The organism is Olleya sp. AS48 (genome assembly GCF_038900355.1).
GTDB lineage: Bacteria > Bacteroidota > Bacteroidia > Flavobacteriales > Flavobacteriaceae > Olleya.
The window spans coordinates 216,611-237,971 of the sequence record NZ_JBBMRD010000006.1; the positions used below are offsets into that span (position 1 = coordinate 216,611).

Annotated in this window: 18 protein-coding genes; all 18 read left to right on the top strand. The window is 31.2% G+C overall.

What is annotated here, in order from left to right:
* Positions 1-7: 7 nt before the first annotated feature.
* Positions 8-1,012: a transglutaminase domain-containing protein gene (locus WNY60_RS09615; RefSeq protein WP_342862230.1), complete on the top strand. Its 1,005-nt coding sequence runs from the start codon at positions 8-10 to the stop codon at positions 1,010-1,012.
* 78 nt (positions 1,013-1,090) lie between these two features.
* A complete protein-coding gene (locus WNY60_RS09620; protein WP_342862231.1) occupies positions 1,091-2,332 on the top strand; it encodes a DEAD/DEAH box helicase in 1,242 nt (413 codons plus the stop codon).
* Between the two features lie 19 nt (positions 2,333-2,351).
* Entirely contained in the window at positions 2,352-3,335 is a 984-nt protein-coding gene (locus tag WNY60_RS09625) for a hypothetical protein (protein WP_342862232.1), read from the top strand.
* Between the two features lie 135 nt (positions 3,336-3,470).
* Complete coding sequence (locus WNY60_RS09630; RefSeq protein WP_145000433.1) at positions 3,471-5,690, top strand: RelA/SpoT family protein; 2,220 nt, start codon at positions 3,471-3,473, stop codon at positions 5,688-5,690.
* Positions 5,691-5,785: 95 nt separating this feature from the next.
* Positions 5,786-6,253 carry a transcriptional repressor gene (locus tag WNY60_RS09635; protein WP_028282732.1) on the top strand — a complete coding sequence of 156 codons (468 nt, stop codon included), beginning with the start codon at positions 5,786-5,788 and terminating at the stop codon, positions 6,251-6,253.
* 2 nt (positions 6,254-6,255) lie between these two features.
* Positions 6,256-7,527 carry an adenylosuccinate synthase gene (locus tag WNY60_RS09640; protein ID WP_342862233.1) on the top strand — a complete coding sequence of 424 codons (1,272 nt, stop codon included), beginning with the start codon at positions 6,256-6,258 and terminating at the stop codon, positions 7,525-7,527.
* Between the two features lie 171 nt (positions 7,528-7,698).
* On the top strand, positions 7,699-9,495 hold the full coding sequence (locus WNY60_RS09645) for an OstA-like protein (RefSeq protein WP_342862234.1): 1,797 nt from the start codon (positions 7,699-7,701) through the stop codon (positions 9,493-9,495).
* A gap of 5 nt (positions 9,496-9,500) precedes the next feature.
* The gene (locus tag WNY60_RS09650) at positions 9,501-10,688 is read left to right on the top strand and encodes an aspartate aminotransferase family protein (RefSeq protein WP_342862235.1); all 1,188 of its coding nucleotides are present in this window, start codon (positions 9,501-9,503) and stop codon (positions 10,686-10,688) included.
* Positions 10,689-10,830: 142 nt separating this feature from the next.
* Entirely contained in the window at positions 10,831-12,225 is a 1,395-nt protein-coding gene (locus tag WNY60_RS09655; RefSeq protein WP_145000443.1) for a tetratricopeptide repeat protein, read from the top strand.
* A gap of 47 nt (positions 12,226-12,272) precedes the next feature.
* Complete coding sequence (locus WNY60_RS09660; protein ID WP_342862236.1) at positions 12,273-13,283, top strand: DUF368 domain-containing protein; 1,011 nt, start codon at positions 12,273-12,275, stop codon at positions 13,281-13,283.
* Positions 13,284-14,303, top strand: a complete 1,020-nt coding sequence (locus tag WNY60_RS09665; RefSeq protein ID WP_342862237.1) for a DUF368 domain-containing protein — start codon at positions 13,284-13,286, stop codon at positions 14,301-14,303.
* Positions 14,272-15,039 carry a shikimate dehydrogenase gene (gene aroE / locus WNY60_RS09670; protein WP_339808163.1) on the top strand — a complete coding sequence of 256 codons (768 nt, stop codon included), beginning with the start codon at positions 14,272-14,274 and terminating at the stop codon, positions 15,037-15,039. The genes WNY60_RS09665 and aroE overlap by 32 nt, the downstream gene beginning before the upstream one ends.
* Positions 15,040-15,133: 94 nt before the next feature.
* Positions 15,134-17,038, top strand: coding sequence for a DUF349 domain-containing protein (locus WNY60_RS09675; RefSeq protein WP_339808162.1), 1,905 nt, complete (start codon positions 15,134-15,136; stop codon positions 17,036-17,038).
* 167 nt (positions 17,039-17,205) lie between these two features.
* Positions 17,206-17,430 carry a hypothetical protein gene (locus WNY60_RS09680; RefSeq protein WP_145000449.1) on the top strand — a complete coding sequence of 75 codons (225 nt, stop codon included), beginning with the start codon at positions 17,206-17,208 and terminating at the stop codon, positions 17,428-17,430.
* A 27-nt stretch (positions 17,431-17,457) separates the two neighbouring features.
* Positions 17,458-17,859 carry an OsmC family protein gene (locus WNY60_RS09685; RefSeq protein ID WP_145000451.1) on the top strand — a complete coding sequence of 134 codons (402 nt, stop codon included), beginning with the start codon at positions 17,458-17,460 and terminating at the stop codon, positions 17,857-17,859.
* A gap of 188 nt (positions 17,860-18,047) precedes the next feature.
* Positions 18,048-18,683: a protein-tyrosine-phosphatase gene (locus WNY60_RS09690; protein ID WP_261375233.1), complete on the top strand. Its 636-nt coding sequence runs from the start codon at positions 18,048-18,050 to the stop codon at positions 18,681-18,683.
* Between the two features lie 2 nt (positions 18,684-18,685).
* Positions 18,686-19,732, top strand: coding sequence for an ACR3 family arsenite efflux transporter (gene arsB / locus WNY60_RS09695; RefSeq protein ID WP_145000453.1), 1,047 nt, complete (start codon positions 18,686-18,688; stop codon positions 19,730-19,732).
* A gap of 359 nt (positions 19,733-20,091) precedes the next feature.
* Positions 20,092-21,018, top strand: coding sequence for a carboxypeptidase-like regulatory domain-containing protein (locus tag WNY60_RS09700; RefSeq protein WP_342862238.1), 927 nt, complete (start codon positions 20,092-20,094; stop codon positions 21,016-21,018).
* Positions 21,019-21,361: the final 343 nt, after the last annotated feature.

Consider the following 21,361-nt stretch of genomic DNA (forward strand, 5'->3'; position numbering starts at 1 on the left):
TTTTAAAATGAAAAAACTAAGCCTACTTTTTTGTTTTTTGCTTTGCACCATAGTAACAGCTCAAATTACCGATTTTGATGACATCAATTTTACTAGAGCTGATAATATCGCTAAACGTCATAGCAACTTAGATTTAAAAAACCTTCCCTTACTTGCTCATAATTTGACTTTTAATTTACCTACTGAAGCAGAAAAATTTAGAGCAATATACACTTGGGTTTGCAGTAATATTAAAGGTGATTTAGTACAAGACAGTAAGGTTAGTAAAAACAGAAAAAAATTTCAAAAGGATAGTATGGGCTATGTAAATTGGAATAATTCTTATAAAAATAAAGCCATAAAAAAACTATTAAAGCAAAATAAAACCATGTGTACAGGTTATGCTTATTTAATTAAAGAGTTGTGCTTTTTGGCTAATATAGAATGTAAAATAATTAATGGTTATGGACGTTCCACAACCACTAATGTATATACCTTACAGTTAGTTAACCATTCTTGGAATGCAGTTAAGTTAAACGACAAATGGTATTTATGCGATGCTACTTGGTCTAGTGGTTATTTTATAAATGATGTCTTTATAAAAGACTATAATTTAGGTTACTTTTTAACTGAACCCATTCTATTTGCCAAAAACCATTATCCAATTAATAAAAAATGGTTACTGGATAGCACTTTAATAGCAAGTGATTATCAAGCATCTCCAATGGTTTATGGTAAAACGTTTACACATCAAATCATTCCTATTTACCCTTCAAATTTAAATACAACCATAAAAAGAAACGATGTTATAAATTTTAGCTTTAAAATTCCAGATGGCATTAATATCAAGGATGTCACATTAATAGAATATTCTGGTTTTAATGAAATTACTCGTGATTTAGAATACACAAAACAAGACAATGGTCAGATAACATTAGCTAGTACATTTAAAAATGAAGGCATTTTTGATGTGCACTTAAAATTTAAAAATGATATTATCTCCTCCTACACTATTCAAGTCCTAGAAAAGTAAAGACTCACGGTTGTGTAAATAAATATTAAGCCTTATTAAATGCTTGGAAAAAACTACCTTTGTAGCAAATCTTAATTCATGTCATTTAAAGACTTACAACTAAATAGACCTATTTTACGCGCAATTGCCGAAAAAGGATACGACAACCCAACGTTGGTACAAGAAAAAACAATTCCTGTGGTACTTAACAAAAAAGATGTTATTGTCTCTGCCCAAACTGGTACAGGAAAAACAGCTGCTTTTGCGTTACCTATTTTACAGTTATTATTTGACAAACAAGACGCGCCTAAAAAAGGAAGAAAAATTAAAGCATTAATTGTTAGTCCAACGCGTGAACTAGCAATACAAATTGCTGAGAATTTTGAAGCCTATGCGACTTACACTACCTTAAAAAGCGCAGTAATATTTGGTGGAGCGTCTATCGATCCACAAAAAGAAATACTTCGTGATGGTGTTGATATTTTAATTGCAACGCCAGGACGTTTATTGGATTTACATAAGCAAGATGTTATTAATCTGGACTATGTCCAAACTTTAGTATTAGATGAAGCAGATTTAATGCTAGACATGGGTTTTATTGATGATGTCAAAAAAATTGAAAGGTTATGTCCTAAGACTAAACAAACCTTGTTATTTTCGGCAACGATACCTTATAAAGTAGAACAATTAGCAACTACAATATTAAACGAGCCACAACGTATAGAGGTCGCTCAAAACAGTTCGACATCTAAAAATGTCAATCAATTACTATACTTTGTTCCTAAAAAAGACAAGATAGAATTAGGTTTACATTTACTACGAAACACTATAAACGGTAACATTATTATTTTTAGACGTACTAAATATGGTGTTGATAAATTAGAAAAAACGCTGCTTAAAAACGGTTATAAAGTGGACAGTATCCATGGTGACAAAAGTCAAACTGCAAGACAAGAAGCTTTAAATAAATTTAAGAAAAAAGAAGTCAATATATTAATTGCAACAGATGTTGCTGCACGTGGTATTGATATTGATAATTTAGATGCAGTAGTCAATTTTGACCTTCCTAACGTCCCAGAAACTTATGTCCACAGAATTGGTCGTACTGCTCGTGCTGGACAAACTGGTATGGCATACTCACTTTGTAGTGCAGACGAGAAACCTTACCTACTAGAGATACAAAAACTGATTCATTTACAATTAGATGTTATAGATGAGCATCCTTACCCACTAGACCCAAAAGCAAAACCAATCATTCATAAATCTGCAAAAAAAGGGAGCAAACATAAAAAAGGACGTAAAAGTGAAGCGTCAAAAAAGAAGAAAAAACGTTGGTATTAATCATTATTAAATAGACTGTATGCACTCTAGATATTTCATTATTTTACTTTTAGTACTATTTACAATTAATAGTTTTAGTCAAACTACAATTATTGATAGTATTACAAAAAATGGCGTCTCGTTTGCAACAGTTTCATTTGGAAACGGAAATGGAATATTTGCTGATGACGATGGTAAATTTTTCTTCACTAAAAAGCTATATTCAGATATCGATTCGCTTTTCGTTTCAGCATTAGGATACAAAGACGTTAAGCTGGCTTCAAAAACACTAAAAGACACCCTTTATTTAACACCACAATCTGACCTTTTAGACGAGGTTATCGTTACTGCTAAACCTTCAGGAAAACACAAAGAAGTTACACTTAAACCAACAGCACATGACGACTATTATAAATGTTGGTTACCAACTATTGAAAGTGAAATTGCTGTATTTTTCCCTAACACAGACAACAAGCCAAAGCATGTCACTAAAGTGTTAATTCCTATTAAAACCGAAGCTAAAGATTGGGACAAAAGAGGTAAAAGTAATAAAGCAAAACGTCCTTTTTCAACGTTATTTAGAGTACAGTTTTACGAGAACAATAATGGACAACCTGGAGATGTTTTAACCTACGAAAAAGTCATTTTTATTGCCACACAAGACACCAAACCTGTTTTTGAATTTGATGTGTCTGGATTTGATGTTTTTATTCCAAAAGATGGTATTTACATTTCCATACAAGTTTTAGGCTTTACAGACAAAAACGGAAAATTACTTCCAAATAAAAAATATCAAGAAGTTAAAACTAGACGTGGTATTGTAAAAGTATCGACAACGTTTAGACCTTTATTACCTTTTACAGACCAAATTTCTGAAAAAACCACTTTTGTAAAACGTGTTTTTCAAAACAATGGACAATGGGTTCTTTTTGATAAAAAAAACATTGATAACTCAAATCTTTTAAACGCTGGTTTAAACAATTATGGTATGGGTTTAAAAATGGAAGTTTATAAAGAGCAATAGCCTTTTTATTGCAATATTTTCATCTTACAAAAAGCTTATTCAGTTTTAATCAAAATTAGACTAATGTGTGTTGTCTATTCATAATTTTGTAGTATTTTTAGTATTCATTCTATTTTAAATGAAGGAGAGCAATCTATGACAGAAATCGATATTGAAAAAGAAAATGCAGACATTGCAAAAGCCTATAAGCAACTTTTAAAAGTTAGCTATCGCACATTGTCTACAGAGGACAAAAAACTAATCCGAAAAGCATTTGATGTCGCTGTTGAAGCACATCGTCCACAACGCAGAAAAAGCGGAGAAGCCTACATCTTCCATCCTATTGCTGTTGCCAAAATTGTTGCCCAACAAATTGGTCTAGATGCAACATCTATTGCTGCTGCGTTACTGCATGATGTGGTTGAGGATAACGAAAACTACAGTGTCAAAGATATTGAAGATTTATTTGGATCTACAGTAGCCAAAATTGTAGATGGTTTGACAAAAATTTCGTCTTTAAGTAAAGAAAAAGACATGGACGTGTCTTTACAAGCCGAAAATTTTAGAAAAATGCTACTGACTTTAAATGACGACGTTAGAGTTATCATTATAAAAATAGCAGACCGTTTGCACAACATGCAAACCATGGACAGTATGCGTCCTGATAAACAAGAAAAAATAGCATCCGAAACCTTATACATTTATGCTCCTTTAGCGCATAGAATTGGATTATATAATATTAAAACAGAATTAGAGGACTTAGGATTAAAGTACACAGCACCTGATACTTACAACAAAATTCTTAATAAAATTAAAGAAAGTAAGGAAGAACAAGATGCTTACATAACCGAATTTAATGATGTTATAAAAAAATCCTTAGACAAAGAAGGCCTAAACTACACTATAAAAGGACGACCTAAATCCATATTTTCTATTAAACGTAAAATGGACAAACAAGGCGTTACATTTGATGAGGTTTACGACAAATTTGCTGTCCGAATTATATACAAAAGTGATCGTGAAAACGAAAAATTTCTAGCCTGGAAAATTTACTCCATTGTAACCGACCATTTTAGACCTAACCCAACCCGATTACGTGATTGGATATCCTCTCCAAAATCTACTGGATATGAAGCCTTACACATTACTGTAATGGGACCAAAAGGACGATGGGTAGAAGTACAAGTACGTAGTGAACGTATGAATGAAATAGCCGAAAAAGGTTATGCTGCACACTATAAATATAAAAATGCCGAGGACAAAGAAGATAATTTAGACATGTGGATTAATCGTTTGCAGGAAGCCTTAGAAAATGCCTCTACCAATGCAGTCGATTTTGTAGAGCAGTTTAAACTTAACCTGTATTCCAAAGAAATTTTTGTATTTACACCCAAAGGAGAATTAAAATCTTTACCAAAAGGCGCAACACCTTTAGACTTTGCGTTTAGTATCCATACAGAAGTTGGTAAAAAAACTAGAGGCGCCAAAGTTAATGGAAAATTAGTGCCTTTAAGTCACGAATTAAGTAGTGGTGATCAAGTAGATATTATCACTTCAGAAAACGCAAAACCTAACCCTAACTGGCTAGATTACGCGACCACTGCAAGAGCTAGAGGTAAAATTAAATCGCTATTAAAAGAAGATACTAAAATAATAGCCGAAGAAGGAAAAGAAATTTTAAGACGAAAACTAAAACAACTTAAAATTACGCTTAATGAAAAATCGGTTAACGAAATGGTTAGCTATTTTCATTTAAAAACTAGTTTAGACTTATTTTACCGTGTAGGTACAGGTAATATTGACAACACGATGCTTAAGGAGTATGCTGCATCGCGTAGCAATGCTTTGATGAGTTTTTTCAAAAATAAAATTACCAGAAAACAAACTATATCTCCAGAAGAAGTTAATAAAGATGAAATTACTAATAAATATGACCTATTAGTATTTGGTAAAGAAGAAGAAAAACTAGATTACAAATTAGCTAATTGTTGTAATCCAATTCCTGGAGACGCAGTATTTGGCTTTATTACCATAAACGATGGTATTAAAGTGCATAAAAAAAATTGCCCAAATGCGATAAGTTTACAATCTAATTATGCCTATCGTATCATTCAGGCAAGATGGATAGACTCGTCACAACAAGAGTTTGCTGCACAGATTATTTTATCTGGAATAGACAATTTAGGACTAGTTAATCACATTACTAAAGTCATCTCATCCAACATGCACGTCAACATGAATAGTATTAGTTTTCAGAGTGATGACGGTATCTTTAAAGGAAAAATTAATGTTATTGTACGTAACAAATCCATGCTTAAAAAGTTAATGGATAATCTTAAAAAACTTAACGGTATAGACAAGGTAACTCGGGTTTAAATTAATGTTGTTAATAACTGTCTAATAACACTTAAAGTAAAGTCTAAGTTTTATGATTGCAACCTCAAAAAAAGATGTAAATTTGCTTGGTATTTATGAGCGCAAAAACAGATATAAAAAATCAAGAGATTGTAAAAAACGTATTCACTTCTTTTTTAGAAGCGAATGGTCATAGAAAAACACCAGAACGTTACGCTATACTTCAAGAAATCTATTCTAACGATGAACATTTTGATATAGAATCCCTATATCTAAACATGAAAAACAAGAAGTATCGTGTAAGTCGTGCTACGTTGTACAATACTATCGAGCTGCTTCTAGATTGCGGCTTAGTTAGAAAACACCAGTTTGGTAAAAATCAAGCACATTACGAAAAATCTTATTTTGATAAACAACATGACCATGTTATACTTCAAGATACAGGAGAAGTTATAGAATTTTGTGATCCAAGAATTCAGGCAATTAAAAAAACAATTGAGGAAGTCTTTGATATCGAAATTTCTAAGCACTCACTATATTTTTACGGAAATCGAAAAAAAAATAATAACAACACAACTAATTAAAAATGGCAGTAGATTTACTACTTGGTTTACAATGGGGAGATGAAGGCAAAGGAAAAATTGTCGACGTTTTAACTTCAAATTACAATATCATAGCACGTTTTCAAGGTGGTCCAAATGCAGGACATACTTTGAAATTTGACGGAATAAAACACGTACTACGTACTATACCTTCAGGAATTTTTCATAAAGATGCTATGAATGTTATTGGAAATGGTGTAGTAGTTGATCCAGTTGTTTTTATTAAAGAATTAGAGGGTTTAGACCAATTTGATGTTGATTACAAAGCCAAACTAATTGTATCTAGAAAAGCACACTTAATTTTACCAACGCATCGTTTATTAGATGCAGCTAGCGAAGCCTCTAAAGGTAAAGCCAAAATTGGTTCTACTTTAAAAGGTATTGGTCCAACATACATGGATAAAACTGGTAGAAACGGTATTAGAGTTGGTGACCTAGAACTAGATAGCTGGAAAGAAAAATACAGAGCTTTAGCTAATAAGCACGAAGCTATGATCGCATTTTATAATGTTGACGTACAATACGATCTAGAAGAAATGGAAGTTGAATTTTTTGAGTCTATTGAAAAACTTAAAGAATTACAATTTATAGATAGTGAAGCCTATTTACACCAATCACTAAAAGATGGTAAAACCATTTTAGCAGAAGGTGCTCAAGGATCGCTTTTAGATATCGATTTTGGTACCTATCCATTTGTAACATCAAGTAATACAACTGCAGCAGGAGCTTGTACTGGTTTAGGTATTGCACCAAACCAAATTAAAGAAGTCTTTGGTATTTTTAAAGCCTATACAACACGTGTAGGTTCTGGACCTTTTCCAACAGAGTTATTTGATAAAGATGGAGAAGAAATGGCTAGAGTTGGCCAAGAGTTTGGAGCAGTAACAGGTCGTGCTAGACGTTGTGGATGGTTAGACTTAGTAGCTTTAAAATACACTTGTCGCGTTAATGGTGTTACACAATTAATGATGATGAAAAGTGATGTTTTATCTGGTTTTGAAACTTTAAAGGTAGCAACTGCTTATAAATATAAAGGAGAAACGATTACACATTTACCGTTTAACATAGAACCTGAAAATGTAGAACCTATTTATACAGAGTTTAAAGGTTGGAGCGAAGACTTAACAAAAATGAGTGAAGCTTCTCAATTACCAAAAGCGCTAAATGATTATATCGCATTTTTAGAAGAAGAATTAGAAATTCCTATTAAAATAGTATCTGTTGGACCAGACAGAAAACAGACTATTTTTATGTAATTAAAAAATAAATTAAAATTACCAACCTGCTATTCAATTTAATAGCAGGTTTTTTCATCTTAAATAATTCCTAATAGATAATACTAAGTCTATTAAATCGTTATTTTTGTGCCAAACAATAACATCTTGAAAATTAATAAACACATATATTTTTTATTCTTAATGCTGACTATGCAATTAGGAATAGCACAGCAAAAAACCATCGAGATTAAAGACTCTGGTGCATTTGGTGATATTGACGAAGAAAACTTTCCAGGAGCAAGTATCCTAACCAGAAGTGATCAAGGTCAAGTCCATATTTACCATGATGGTATTGATATGTTTTGCGACAAAGCCATATTTTATGGTAAAGAAGATTTTGTTGAAGCCTACGGAAATGTTAACATGAAGCAAGGTGACACCATAAACTTAACGTCAAAATACGTGGAGTATTCTGGTAAAACACAATTAGCATTTGCAAGTGGTGATGTGGTATTGACAGATCCTCAATCTACCATAACATCTGATACGCTATACTTTAACAGAGCAAAACAAGAATCTTATTATAAATCTGGAGGTAAAGTTGTAAGGGACTCATCTGGGACGATTACAAGTCGTATTGGTCGTTATTATATGAATGACAAAAAATACCGTTTTGTAGATAGTGTCAAACTTGTCAATCCAGATTACGAGCTTAACACAAAAACCCTGGATTACTATTCTGATAATGGTCATGCCTACATGTATGGTCCTTCAACAATAGTTGGTGATAGTAGCAAAATTTACAGCGAACGTGGTTTTTACGACACCACAAACGACACTGGCTATTTTGTCCGAAACTCAAGAATAGACTACGATAATCGTGTCATTGTTGGTGACAGTTTACATTTTGACAGAAGACTAAATTTTGCCTCAGCAACTAATAATATAACCGTTACAGACACTATTAATAGTAGTATCATTAAAGGACATTATGCAGAAGTCTATCGTGCTAAAGACTCTGTGTTTATTACCAAACGCGCTTTAGCAATTACTATCCAAGAAAAAGATAGTATATACATGCATGCAGACACGTTGATGGTTACAGGTAAACCAGAACATCGTATTACTAGAGGCTATTACAATGGTAAGGTATATAAATCAGATATTAGTGCCAAAGCAGATTCGATTCATGCAGACCATAAAACAGGACTAACACAGTTAATCAATTTAAAACGATTAAATAAAGGCGATGCATTTTCGGCTGCAAGAAAACCAATACTCTGGAATCTGGACAATCAAATGACAGGTGATACGATTCATTTAAAATCAAATCCTAAAACAGAAAAATTAGATTCACTCATCGTTTTTTATAATGCTTTTTTAATTAGTAAGGACACGATTAGTAAAGACTCATACAATCAAATTTCTGGTAAACGTTTAATAGGAATGTTTGATGATGATAATCAAATCAAACAAGTAGATATACTTAAAAATGCAGAATCTATTAACTTTAGTAGAAATGATAAGCAAGAGTTAATTGGAATAGAAAAATCAAAATCTGCAGATATTATTATCTATTTTGAAGAAAAAGAAGTTGTTGAGCTTAGAAAACTTTTACAATTTGAAGGCAAGCTTTACACAGAAGAAGATTTACCATTAAACGCTAGAAAATTAAGAGGTTTTGATTGGCGTGATGATGAACGTCCAAAATCTGTTGAAGATTTATTTAAAGACGATCCACCATTTACATTACCTGTAATTAAAGGACTAGAACCTTATCAAGAAGGTGAAGAGTTTTTTGGTGAAGCCCTAATTGGACGTGTTAAAAAAGCAGACGACGAAGCTGAAAAGAAGAATTTAAACAAAAAAGACGAAGCTCCTAAAGCCTCAAGGAATGTTCCTAAAAAATTTCTAAATACAAATACTAATACTCCTGCTGTACAAAAAGCAACTTCAAAAAAACAAACAGTTAATCAAAAAGTACAATCTAAGACTGATCAGGATTAGGAGTTATGAAGGATAGATTTTTTAAACACCAAGCACAAACGTCTCCATATCCTTTAGCTCTAGAAATTTCTTATGCTAAAGGAAGCTATATTTACGACACTAATAACAAAGCCTATTTAGACTTTGTTGCAGGTGTATCTGCATGTACATTAGGACATAGCCACCCAAAAGTAGTTAATGCCATTAAACAACAAGCAGACAAATATTTGCATGTTATGGTTTATGGAGAATATGTCCAAAAGCCAGCAGTAGACTTATGTAAATTTATAGCAGATCACTTACCAGAACCTTTAACATCTACGTATTTAGTTAATTCTGGTACAGAAGCTATTGAAGGTGCTTTAAAATTAGCACGACGTGTTACTGGACGTAGTCAGATTATTGCAGCCCATAATGCCTATCATGGTAATACTTTAGGATCTTTAAGTTTAATGGACTTTGAAGAGCGAAAAGCACCTTTTAGACCATTACTGCCAGATATTAGTCACATTACGTTTAATTACCAACCACATTTTAAACATATCACTACAAAAACTGCTGCAGTAATAGTTGAAACCATTCAAGGTGGAGCTGGTTTTATAGAGCCTAAAAACCATTATTTAGCCAAATTAAAAGCAAAATGTCAGGACGTTGGAGCGCTATTAATTTTAGACGAAATACAACCAGGAATTGGCAGAACAGGACAATTATTTGGTTTTCAAAATTATAATGTGGTTCCAGACATAGTCGTTACCGGAAAAGGATTAGCTGGTGGATTACCAATTGGCGCATTTACAGCGTCTAAGGCTCATATGGATGCCTTTCAGGATGGACCAAAGCTAAGCCACATTACAACTTTTGGTGGTAACCCATTAATTGCAGCTTCGGCTTTAGCCACATTACAAGAAGTTACAAATAGTGACTTAATGTCACAAGCTTTAGAAAAAGAACAATTAATCAGGCAACACTTAAAACATCCTTTAATTACCGAAATTAGAGGTCGTGGTTTAATGTTAGCAGCCATAACTACTGCAGCAAACATCACTGACCAAGTGGTACTACAAGCGCAAAATCAAGGACTAATACTCTTTTGGTTGCTGTTTGAGCCTAAAGCAATACGTATAACACCACCTTTAACAATCAGTAATGAAGAAATTATTAAAGGGTGTGGCATTATTATTGACTTATTAAATAAAATAACGGACTCTAATTAAAGAGTAAATCTCTTTCAATCAATCAAAAACACATCAAAACCCGTAATTGTTGATTACTTTGTTAAAAACAAAAGTGGCAAATGCCATTTAAAAAGTAATAGAACAGTACATTTATTACAATAGAAACACCTAAACAGTGCCTATGGAGTTTAGTCAAGAAGAACCAAATAAAGTATCGCTTAGCAGATTTGAATCGATGTTAAAAACAAACAATGTGTTGTTTTTTGACTCGGACGAATTTGAAAATATAATACACCATTACCTTAACCAAGGTAAAGTATCTTTAGCAAAAAAAGCTATTAAGTTAGGCTTAGAGCAACATCCTACATCTACTAATCTTAAATTATTTAAGGTAGAAATTTATGTGTTTGAAAATAAGCTAAAAGAAGCGAATCAGTTACTAGATGCCTTGTATGTATTAGAGCCATCAAACGAAGAAATATACATTCAAAAAGCTAATATATTATCTAAAGATGATAAGCATCAAGACGCGATTAAGGTTTTAAACATAGCTTTAGATTTAGCAGAAGAATCCTCAGAACTACATTCTTTAATAGGAATGGAATATCTATTTTTAGATAACTTTGAAGAAGCTAAACAGAGTTTTATGCGTTGTCTAGATGATGACATGGATGACTATTCTGCGTTATACAACATTATGTATTGCTTCGATTTTTTAAATGAAAATGATGAAGCAATCACCTTTTTAAATAGTTATTTAGATAAAAACCCATATTGTGAAGTTGCTTGGCACCAATTAGGTAAGCAATATTTTACTATAAAACAATACGAAAAATCTTTAAGTGCTTTTGAATTTGCAATTATCTCTGACGACACTTTTGTAGGTGCTTACATTGAAAAAGGTAGAGTCCTAGAAAAGTTAAAGCGTTATAACGAAGCAATCGAAAATTACGCAGTAACCCTAGAATTGGAAGACCCTACATCTTTTGCTTTATTAAGATTAGGACAATGTCATGAAAAACTAGGTCAGATAGATTTAGCAAAACAATATTATTATAAAACTGTTAAAGAAGACCCATTACTTGATAAGGGTTGGATAGCCATTACAAAGTTTTATAACAAACAAAAAAACTACCAAAAAGCATTATATTATATTAATAAAGCAATTAATATTAATGCAGACAATGCAGTATATTGGAAGTTATATGCACAAATAAACCACAGACTAAACTTTTTAGAAGAATCTGAACGTGGCTATAAGCGAGCTTTAGAACTTGGAAATTATGAGTTAGCCTCTTGGTTACAAAGAGCAGATATTTTAATTCAATTAGGAGAACCTGAAGCTGCTAGCTTAAACTTAATTCAGGCAGCAGAATTTTACCCAGAAGATGCAGAAATTGAATTTAGACTAGCTGGTATTTACTATGGTTTATTAGAAACTGAAAAAGGAAGCTACCACCTAAAAAACGGATTAACTTTTGACGAGGAACTAATATTTATTATAGAAGAAATTTTTCCAATGGTCTACCAATCTACGACCTTTAAAAACGCGTTAAAAAAGTTACATAAATCATAACATAAAATGATTTTTGCATACCTTTGGTTACCAACAAAACTCAAATTATGCAAAGACGCTTAAAAGATTACCTTGTTATTAGTTTAAAAGGAATTGCTATGGGAGCAGCAGATGCAGTTCCTGGAGTATCAGGAGGTACCATTGCGTTTATCTCTGGGATTTACGAAGAGTTAATTACAACTATAAGTGGTGTTAACCTATCATTAATAAAGACCTTAAAAAAAGATGGTTTTTTTGCCTTTTGGAAACAACTAAACGGTAACTTTCTTTTAGCGCTTTTAACAGGTATTATTATCAGTTTTGTTTCGTTTATGAGACTAGCAAAATACCTAATAGAACAACACCCAGTTTTAATATGGTCGTTCTTTTTTGGTTTAATTATAGCTAGTATCTTTTTTGTTGGTAAACAAATTAACAAATGGTCTGCTAAAACCATTATCGCATTAATTATTGGTACTATAGCTGCATTTTATATTACTAGTTTACCATCTTTAGCTAGTAATACCAACTCCTATTTTTTATTTATTGCTGGAGCCTTAGCAATTTGCGCTATGATTTTACCAGGTATTTCTGGTAGTTTTATATTAGTAATTTTAGGAGCATATAAAACATTAAGTGATGCTTTTCATGACTTTGATTTAAAAAAAATAGCTCTATTTGCAACTGGAGCAATTGTTGGTTTGCTTAGTTTTAGCCACGTATTAAAATGGCTATTCAAAAATTACCATAATACAACTCTAGCCATTCTAACCGGTTTTATTCTAGGTTCATTAAATAAAGTTTGGCCTTATAAAAAAACCATTTCGGTAATGGATGACGCTTCAGGATCTGTAGTCGATTTTATTGGACTTTCAGACTACCAAACGTTAAGTGTGTTTCAAAAAAACAGCTTAGATTTTGATAGCTACAAAACCGTTTTAGAGCAAAGTGTACTGCCATCAACCTATTCTCAAATTAACGCTAATACAGACGCTCAATTAGTTTTAGCAATTGGATTGATGATTGCAGGTTTTTTAACTATTTTTATTCTTGAAAAGGTAGGTAATAAAGCAAGCTAAATGCAAAACACACGCACATTTAAAGATAAACTATTTTTAATCTTAAAAGGATTAGGCATGGGAGCAGCTAATAAAGTTCCTGGTGTATCTGGTGGTGTCGTGGCATTTGTTGCAGGTTTTTACGAAGAGTTTATACACTCCTTACAAAAGGTAAATGGCACTGCTTTTAAATTACTTTTAAAAGGACGCTTTAAAGCGTTTTATCTTTATATAAATGGACGTTTTTTAAGCTTACTGTTTTTTGGAATGATAGTAAGCTATTTTAGTATTTCAAAAATCCTAGACTATCTTATTACGCACTACCAACTCTATGTTTGGAGTGTCTTTTTCGGGATGATTATAGGTTCAATTTATTACATAAGTAAGGATTTTAAAGATTGGAAAACCACAACATACTTAGCTTTAATTATTGGTGCTGTTTTAGGAATAGGTATTAGTTTTCTAGATCCTGCTACAGAAAATGATAACCTAATATTTGTTTTTTTCTGCGGAATAATTAGTGTTTCAGGAATGACATTACCTGGCTTTTCAGGATCATTTATCTTAATTTTACTTGGCAATTACGTCTTACTATTAGTGGACTCTGTAAATGCTTTATTTGATACATTTTCTGAAGTATTAATAGGTGATTTTAGCTTTACTGCAAATATAGAACGTCTTAGGATGTTAAAAGTACTAGCAGTCTTTACATTAGGCTCTGTAGTTGGTTTGGTAACTTTTTCTCATGTATTAAATTACATTTTAAAACATTATAAAAATGTCACGCTAGCATCAATTATAGGTTTTATAGTAGGATCTTTAGGTGTTGTGTGGCCATTTAAACATACCATATTTAAAACAAAATCTACAGGCGAATTTTTAGTAGATTCTAGAGGTCAAAAAATAATTGAAAATTACGAACGTTACTTACCAGAACTTAATACCGAAACTATAATCGCATTATGCTACACCATAGTAGGAATAGCAATCGTATTAGCATTAGAAATATATGGACAAAAAACAAAGCAATCACATGCGTAACTATGGATTAATTGGTAAAGATATCTCCTACTCTTTCTCTCAAAACTATTTTTCAATAAAATTTAAAGACGAAAATATTACTGATGCTAAATACCAAAATTTTGACATTCAAAACATTGAAAATTTTAAATCAAACATACTAACAACCAAAGGATTATCTGGTCTTAATGTTACCATCCCTTATAAAGAAAGTATTATTCCCTTTTTAGATTCATTAGATAAAAAAGCAAAAAAAATTGGTGCAGTAAACACTATTAAATTCACTAAAAAAGGACGTCTTAAAGGCTACAATACAGATATTTATGGTTTCAAAAAAAGTATCAAACCACATATAAAAAAACATCATAAAAAAGCTTTAATTTTAGGTACAGGAGGAGCCAGCAAAGCAATTGCTTATGTTTTAAAACAACTAAACATTCAATTTCATTTTGTATCAAGACAGCAGTCAAAAGCAGTTAGTTATACCTATGATACGTTAACGGAAGCTATTATTAATGAGCATCAAATAATTATAAATTGCTCGCCTGTTGGGACGTTTCCTGATGTAAATGAAGCACCAAATATTCCATATGGTGGACTTTCTAAAAAACATGTTTTATTCGACTTAATTTATAATCCATCACAAACGGTTTTTTTAAAACATGGCAAAAACCATGGTGCGACTACTATAAATGGCTATGACATGTTAGTGTTTCAGGCTGAAAAATCTTGGAAAATCTGGAATAAAAATCTTTAAACTAAGAGTTAATCAACAAATTATTGGTAGTTTTTCAACTTGTCACTATCTTTAAAAGCTAAATACATAAATATCAACTAAAAACATTTTAAAAATGTCAGAGCTAGATAACCTGCAAAATGCAGATGGAACGAAAGAAAACACTGAAAACGTACAACCAGAAACACCACAAGAAGTAACTTCTAAAGTAGAAGATAACGATGATGTTTTAAATGAAATTGAAGATTCTAATGCAGAAGATGCTGAAGATGAAGGTAACGTTGACAGACATAACATTGAAGATAAAGATTACGAATCGCTTAATTTAGAGCAATTGGTTATCGAACTTGAGCGTTTGGTTAAAAACGAAAAAGTACAAGCTATTAAAAAACATGTAGATGCAATCAAAACAGAATTTGACAAGCAGTTTCATGAGCTTTTGGACGAGAAAAAAGAAGAGTTTTTAAGTAATGGTGGTAATGAGATTGACTTTAGATATCACACACCTATCCAACAAAGCTTTAAAGATAACTATAAAGATTACAGACAACGCTTAAGTGGTCACTACAAAAATATAGAACAAAACCACAAGCAAAATCTTACTAATCGATTAGACATAATAGAAGGTATTAAAGCATTAACAGAAGATGCTGAAGACTCTATGAACACTAAATACAAAAAGTTTAAAGAGTTACAAGACCAATGGAAAACTGCTGGTCCAATACCAAGAGATAAATATAACAACGCTTGGAATAGCTACCATTTTAATGTCGAACGTTTTTACGACCTACTACATTTAGACAGAGATTTGCGCGATAAAGATTTTGAACATAATTTAGAGCTTAAAACTAAAATTATCGAGCAAGCTGAAGCATTAGCTAATGATGAAAATACCAACAGAGCCTTTAGAGAACTTCAAAATTTACATAAGATTTGGAAAGAAGAACTTGGACCTGTAGCTAGAGAACATAGAGAACCAATTTGGGAGCGCTTTAAAGAAGCGACTAAAAAAATTAACGCGAAGCGTCAAGATTACTTTAAAAATTTGGACACTGTTTATGAGCAAAACTTATTAAATAAACAGGCGATAATCACGCTTATTGAAGAAAAAGCAAGTGAAAAAATCACGAATCATAGTGGTTGGCAAAATAAAATTAAAGAAATTGAAGCCTTAAGAGAAGAGTTTTTCAAAGCAGGCAAAGTACCTGTTAAAGTTAACGAAGCAACTTGGGCTAAATTTAAAGAAGCTGTAAGAGGTTTTAATAGACGTAAAAACGAATTTTATAAAAGCTTAAAGAAAGACCAATACGATAATCTAGAGAAAAAACTAGAATTAATTAAAATTGCTGAAGACAATAAAGACAGTGAAGATTTTCAGGCAACAACGCAGTTGATGAAAAAAATTCAAGGCGATTGGAAACGTATTGGACATGTCCCTAGAAAAGATAGTGATAAAATATGGAAGCAATTTAAAAGTGCTTGTAACCACTATTTTGATCGTATTAAAGAACAAAGAAATGCAGCTAGTGCTGAAGAGGAAGAGGCTTTTACACAAAAAGAAGCCTTACTATCTGAAGTTAAAAACTTGACTCTTTCTGGAGATCAAAAAACGGACTTAGCAACTATAAAAACACAAATTAATAGCTGGAAAACTTTAGGTCGTGTGCCACGTAATAAGAAACAAATAGAAAGCGACTTTAATGATACACTTGATGGATTATTTAAATCTTTGGACTTAAATAAAACGGAAGCCGAGTTGATAAAATTTGAAAACAAGTTAGATCAATTATCTTCTGGTGATGACAGTCGCGCTATTGATAATGAGCGTTTTTACATCCAGAAAAAAGTAGATGAAATTAAAGGTGAAATTATTCAACTTGAAAATAACTTACAATTTTTCTCAAATGTAAAATCAGATAATCCATTAGTTAAAGAAGTGCATAAAAACATTAAAAAGCATAAGGATGATTTACAATTATGGGATACAAAACTTAAAAAAATTAAAGGATTGTACAATTAATAAAATCTAACTAATTTTAAAATTAAAGTTGCTATAAATATTACACATGTAATAGATTTAGCAACTTTTTTTTGCTTTAGTTACACTTACAAAAACTAAATAGAGTTTTATATATAATAACCTTGTACTTACTAAAGTATATGGTTTTAAATTAGTAAATTACTATTATGAAAATAAACCTATTATCCTGCGACGCAATTAGACCTGATAAAAAAGGAATTGCTAATTGTATTGAAGCTATTGCAATAGATATTAATGCAGCACAAGCCTTTCAATTTACAGAAATCTTATTAGAAGGAGATCCTATCGATTTTGATGTGGATGACAAAAACTCAGGATCTGCGTTAAGAGCCTTGCGCAAACTGGATATAGATTATCAGATATTAGATTAAAAACATTAGTAATAAAGTATACCAATTATGACCTACGGTATTAACGCTAAATCCTTTGCCAATAAGGACGCTTCAATCACTATAAAAGAGACTGCAATACAATTTGGTACTACACCACAATCTAACGACACGCTTGCTAGTCCTGCTGATTTATTTTTAAGTGCTTTTGCTGCTTGTATTTTAAAAAATGTACAACGTTTTTCTGTTTTAATGAAATTTGAATACACTTCTGCAGACATTACAGTACAAGGAGTCCGTCTAGACAAACCACCAAGAATGGATCAAATAGACTATCAATTAATAATAGATACTACAGATAAAAATCTAAACGTAAACTTGCTGAAAAAAAATATTGAAAAATTTGGTACCATTTATAATACGGTTAAATTAAGCTGCGATATAAACGGAACCGTTACGACAAAAGCATAAATCCATTAACAGACTACAATTCTAAGATTAACTTTATGTAAAGTAATACATAAATGAGATATAATTTATTTGAATGTTTAAACATTAATCGTAACATTGCAATGAATTAATTAATAATAGAAATTAATTTAAATATCAAAAAATATATTAGTCATATAATACAAACTGTTTTTTAAAATCAACTTACAATGAAGTCTAATACACAGCCTATGCTATTTGAAGACATAGAAAAAACAATTAAGCAATTAAGACCTGATACCATTTCTGAATCACGAAAAGAAGTATTACAACCTTTAGCAGATTATATACAATCAAAGGTGAATAATAACCTAGAAATACGTATTAATTTTATTTGTACACATAATTCTAGACGCAGTCATTTATCGCAAATTTGGGCACAAACAATAGCCAGCTACTTTGCTATTAAAAACGTATTTTGTTACTCTGGTGGTACTGAAGCAACAGCAGTTTACCCTATGGTTATCAAAACATTAAACCAATCTGGGTTTAAAATAAATGCGCTATCAAACGATAAAAACCCAATTTATTCAATCAAATATTCTAATAACGAACATCCAATTATTGGTTTTTCAAAAACATTAGATGACGATTTTAATCCGCAATCACAATTTGCTGCAATTATGACTTGTAGTCAAGCAGATGGTGGTTGTCCATTTATTGCTGGTGCTGAGCAACGTATACCTATTACTTTTGAAGATCCAAAAGCATTTGATAACACACCACAACAAGAAGAAAAATACAACGAAAGAAGTTTGCAAATAGCTACTGAAATGTTATTTGTTTTCTCTCAAATAAAATCATAAAAATGGCTTCAAAAAAATTAAGTTTTCTAGATAAAAATCTAACGCTATGGATATTTGTAGCAATGATAATTGGTGTTGGACTTGGGTATTTTATACCAACCTTTCCAGATATTATAAATTCCTTTAGTAGTGGATCTACAAATTATCCAATTGCAATTGGTTTAATTTTAATGATGTATCCACCATTAGCAAAAGTTAATTACGCTTTATTACCAAAGGTTTTTAAAAACACTAAAATATTGTCAATTTCGCTTATTCTAAATTGGATTATCGGACCTGTTTTAATGTTTATTCTGGCTATTACATTTTTAAAAGACTATCCAGAATATATGGTTGGGCTAATTTTAATTGGTTTAGCACGTTGTATTGCAATGGTCTTGGTTTGGAATGATCTTGCAGAAGGTAGTAGCGAGTATGGTGCAGGTTTAGTCGCTTTAAACAGTATTTTTCAAGTATTTGCTTATAGTTTTTACGCTTGGCTTTTTATAACCATATTACCTCCTTATTTTGGATTTGAAGGTGCTATTGTAGATATTTCAATAGGTACCATTGCAGAAAGTGTCGCTATATATTTAGGTATCCCTTTTCTTTTAGGGATTTTAAGCAGACAAATTTTAGTAAAATTAAAAGGTGAAGATTGGTATACTAATACATTTATACCAACAATATCTCCTATGACTTTAATTGCACTATTATTTACAATAGTCATTATGTTTTCGTTAAAAGGTGAGTTAATTGTAGAAATACCAATGGATGTTTTAATTATTGCAGTACCATTACTTATCTATTTTTTACTAATGTTTATTATCGGTTTTTTCTTTACAAAAGCTTCTGGTGCAGAATATGATAAAACCGCTTCTGTTGCATTTACTGCTGCTGGTAATAATTTTGAACTAGCTATTGCTGTCGCTATTGCTGTTTTTGGACTTAATTCTGGACAAGCTTTTGCAGGTGTTATTGGTCCTTTAGTAGAAGTTCCTGCGCTGATTTTATTAGTGAGAGTCTCTTTCTGGCTAAGAAAAAAATATTATGGACACGCTACTTTGTAAAAAGACGCAGAACACAGTAAATAAATAATTACTTAACAGATAATTACAAGTAATAAAATAAAAAGCACAATCCTAAGATTGTGCTTTTTCTATTTTATATAATACTACTTAAAACGATTACTTTTTAGGAATCTCCTTTAAAATCTCTAATACAAAGTTCCAGTATTTTAAGCAGAAGATATTTGCGTGTATTAATCAACCTTATCTTAACCTTTATTCTGATACTGCATTACTTGCAAATTTGACTTTGTCATTTTTTTCAACTAAATTCGTTTAACTTCGAATATAATTCATTGAAACGGAATCATATTCGCTATACTTTCTACACAATAGCGGAACTCACTCAAACGCAATCAAAAATGAATAGATTCTGCTTTATATTATTTTTCATTAATATTTTAAATGGTCAAGTAAATGGAGTTGTTCTTGATTCGGTTTCTAAAGAACCAATAGTATATGCTAACGTTATATTACAATCGGAACAAATTGGTGTTGCAACAAATTTTAAAGGTGCTTTTCAAATTAATAACAAAAACAACTTAGGAAGTGACACTTTATTGGTAACGTATGTTGGATATAAACCTCAAAAAATAGTTATAAACCACAAAAAAAGAGATAGAGATAGCATTTATAGGTTATATTTAAAAGAGGACATAGAACTACTAGACGAAGTTCTTATAAAATCATCTAAAAAATTATCTCAGACAACCTATAAAATTAAGTCTAAAGGCAAAAAGTTAATAGGGCATAATATAAAGTATAATGAAGAAGTAATTAAGCTTGTAAATAATAATAAGAATACGTCTGGTAAGTTACTTAACGTTACATTTTATTTTAGAAGCTATGAAAGAGATTATGGACAAAAGCTACCTGTACATTATAGGTTAAATTTTTATTCTGTAGATTCAATTAGCAAAAAACCAAAAGATTTAGTTTTGTTGGAGAGCGATATTATTATTAAACCCGAGCCCAAACCCGAACTCGAGAACAAATACAAAAACAGAAATAAAAAGCAAGCTATTAAGGTGGATTTAAAAAATTACAATATTAAATTTCCAAAAGAGGGTTTATTCTTAGGCTTACAATCCATAAATCCAAGTTTAACTCAACCAAAAACAGGTTCTTTTTATATAATTACACCAATGTTACTTGAATCATATGTTAAAAAAGCAACTACCTATTATAGAACTTTGGGTGGTGAAACTTTCGGAAATATGAAAGGACTGACAAAGAATCATTATAGAGATTTAATTATAGATGTAGAACTAAAATACTATGAAAATTAAAAATAATAAGTAATTTGAGAAATTGCTCACTCAAATTGAATTGAAAAATATTATCGCATAAAATACTGTACGAATTCACTCAAACGTAAAAACCAAAAAAAAGTATTTAGGTAAATAATTCGAAATCTGAAAAACTACTGTGTAGAACACCGTATATAATTTATTGCTAGTTCTAGCCTACTTACGAACATTCCTTCAGAATATTCTATTCGGTTTTTATTTGCTAAATTAGGTGCTTAAACCACGCAACAAACCATATACAACAACGTTAAACGAACATTAATAAATCACATAAAAAAGCACAATCCTAAGATTGTGCTTTTTCTATTTTATATAATACTAC

Excerpts from the sequence above, each read along its gene's own strand:
- WNY60_RS09615 (WP_342862230.1), top strand. The coding sequence starts at position 8 with ATGAAAAAACTAAGCCTACTTTTTTGTTTTTTGCTTTGCACCATAGTA.
- WNY60_RS09620 (WP_342862231.1), top strand. The coding sequence starts at position 1,091 with ATGTCATTTAAAGACTTACAACTAAATAGACCTATTTTACGCGCAATT.
- WNY60_RS09625 (WP_342862232.1), top strand. The coding sequence starts at position 2,352 with ATGCACTCTAGATATTTCATTATTTTACTTTTAGTACTATTTACAATT.
- WNY60_RS09630 (WP_145000433.1), top strand. The coding sequence starts at position 3,471 with ATGACAGAAATCGATATTGAAAAAGAAAATGCAGACATTGCAAAAGCC.
- WNY60_RS09635 (WP_028282732.1), top strand. The coding sequence starts at position 5,786 with ATGAGCGCAAAAACAGATATAAAAAATCAAGAGATTGTAAAAAACGTA.
- WNY60_RS09640 (WP_342862233.1), top strand. The coding sequence starts at position 6,256 with ATGGCAGTAGATTTACTACTTGGTTTACAATGGGGAGATGAAGGCAAA.
- WNY60_RS09645 (WP_342862234.1), top strand. The coding sequence starts at position 7,699 with ATGCAATTAGGAATAGCACAGCAAAAAACCATCGAGATTAAAGACTCT.
- WNY60_RS09650 (WP_342862235.1), top strand. The coding sequence starts at position 9,501 with ATGAAGGATAGATTTTTTAAACACCAAGCACAAACGTCTCCATATCCT.
- WNY60_RS09655 (WP_145000443.1), top strand. The coding sequence starts at position 10,831 with ATGGAGTTTAGTCAAGAAGAACCAAATAAAGTATCGCTTAGCAGATTT.
- WNY60_RS09660 (WP_342862236.1), top strand. The coding sequence starts at position 12,273 with ATGCAAAGACGCTTAAAAGATTACCTTGTTATTAGTTTAAAAGGAATT.
- WNY60_RS09665 (WP_342862237.1), top strand. The coding sequence starts at position 13,284 with ATGCAAAACACACGCACATTTAAAGATAAACTATTTTTAATCTTAAAA.
- aroE (WP_339808163.1), top strand. The coding sequence starts at position 14,272 with ATGGACAAAAAACAAAGCAATCACATGCGTAACTATGGATTAATTGGT.
- WNY60_RS09675 (WP_339808162.1), top strand. The coding sequence starts at position 15,134 with ATGTCAGAGCTAGATAACCTGCAAAATGCAGATGGAACGAAAGAAAAC.
- WNY60_RS09680 (WP_145000449.1), top strand. The coding sequence starts at position 17,206 with ATGAAAATAAACCTATTATCCTGCGACGCAATTAGACCTGATAAAAAA.
- WNY60_RS09685 (WP_145000451.1), top strand. The coding sequence starts at position 17,458 with ATGACCTACGGTATTAACGCTAAATCCTTTGCCAATAAGGACGCTTCA.
- WNY60_RS09690 (WP_261375233.1), top strand. The coding sequence starts at position 18,048 with ATGAAGTCTAATACACAGCCTATGCTATTTGAAGACATAGAAAAAACA.
- arsB (WP_145000453.1), top strand. The coding sequence starts at position 18,686 with ATGGCTTCAAAAAAATTAAGTTTTCTAGATAAAAATCTAACGCTATGG.
- WNY60_RS09700 (WP_342862238.1), top strand. The coding sequence starts at position 20,092 with ATGAATAGATTCTGCTTTATATTATTTTTCATTAATATTTTAAATGGT.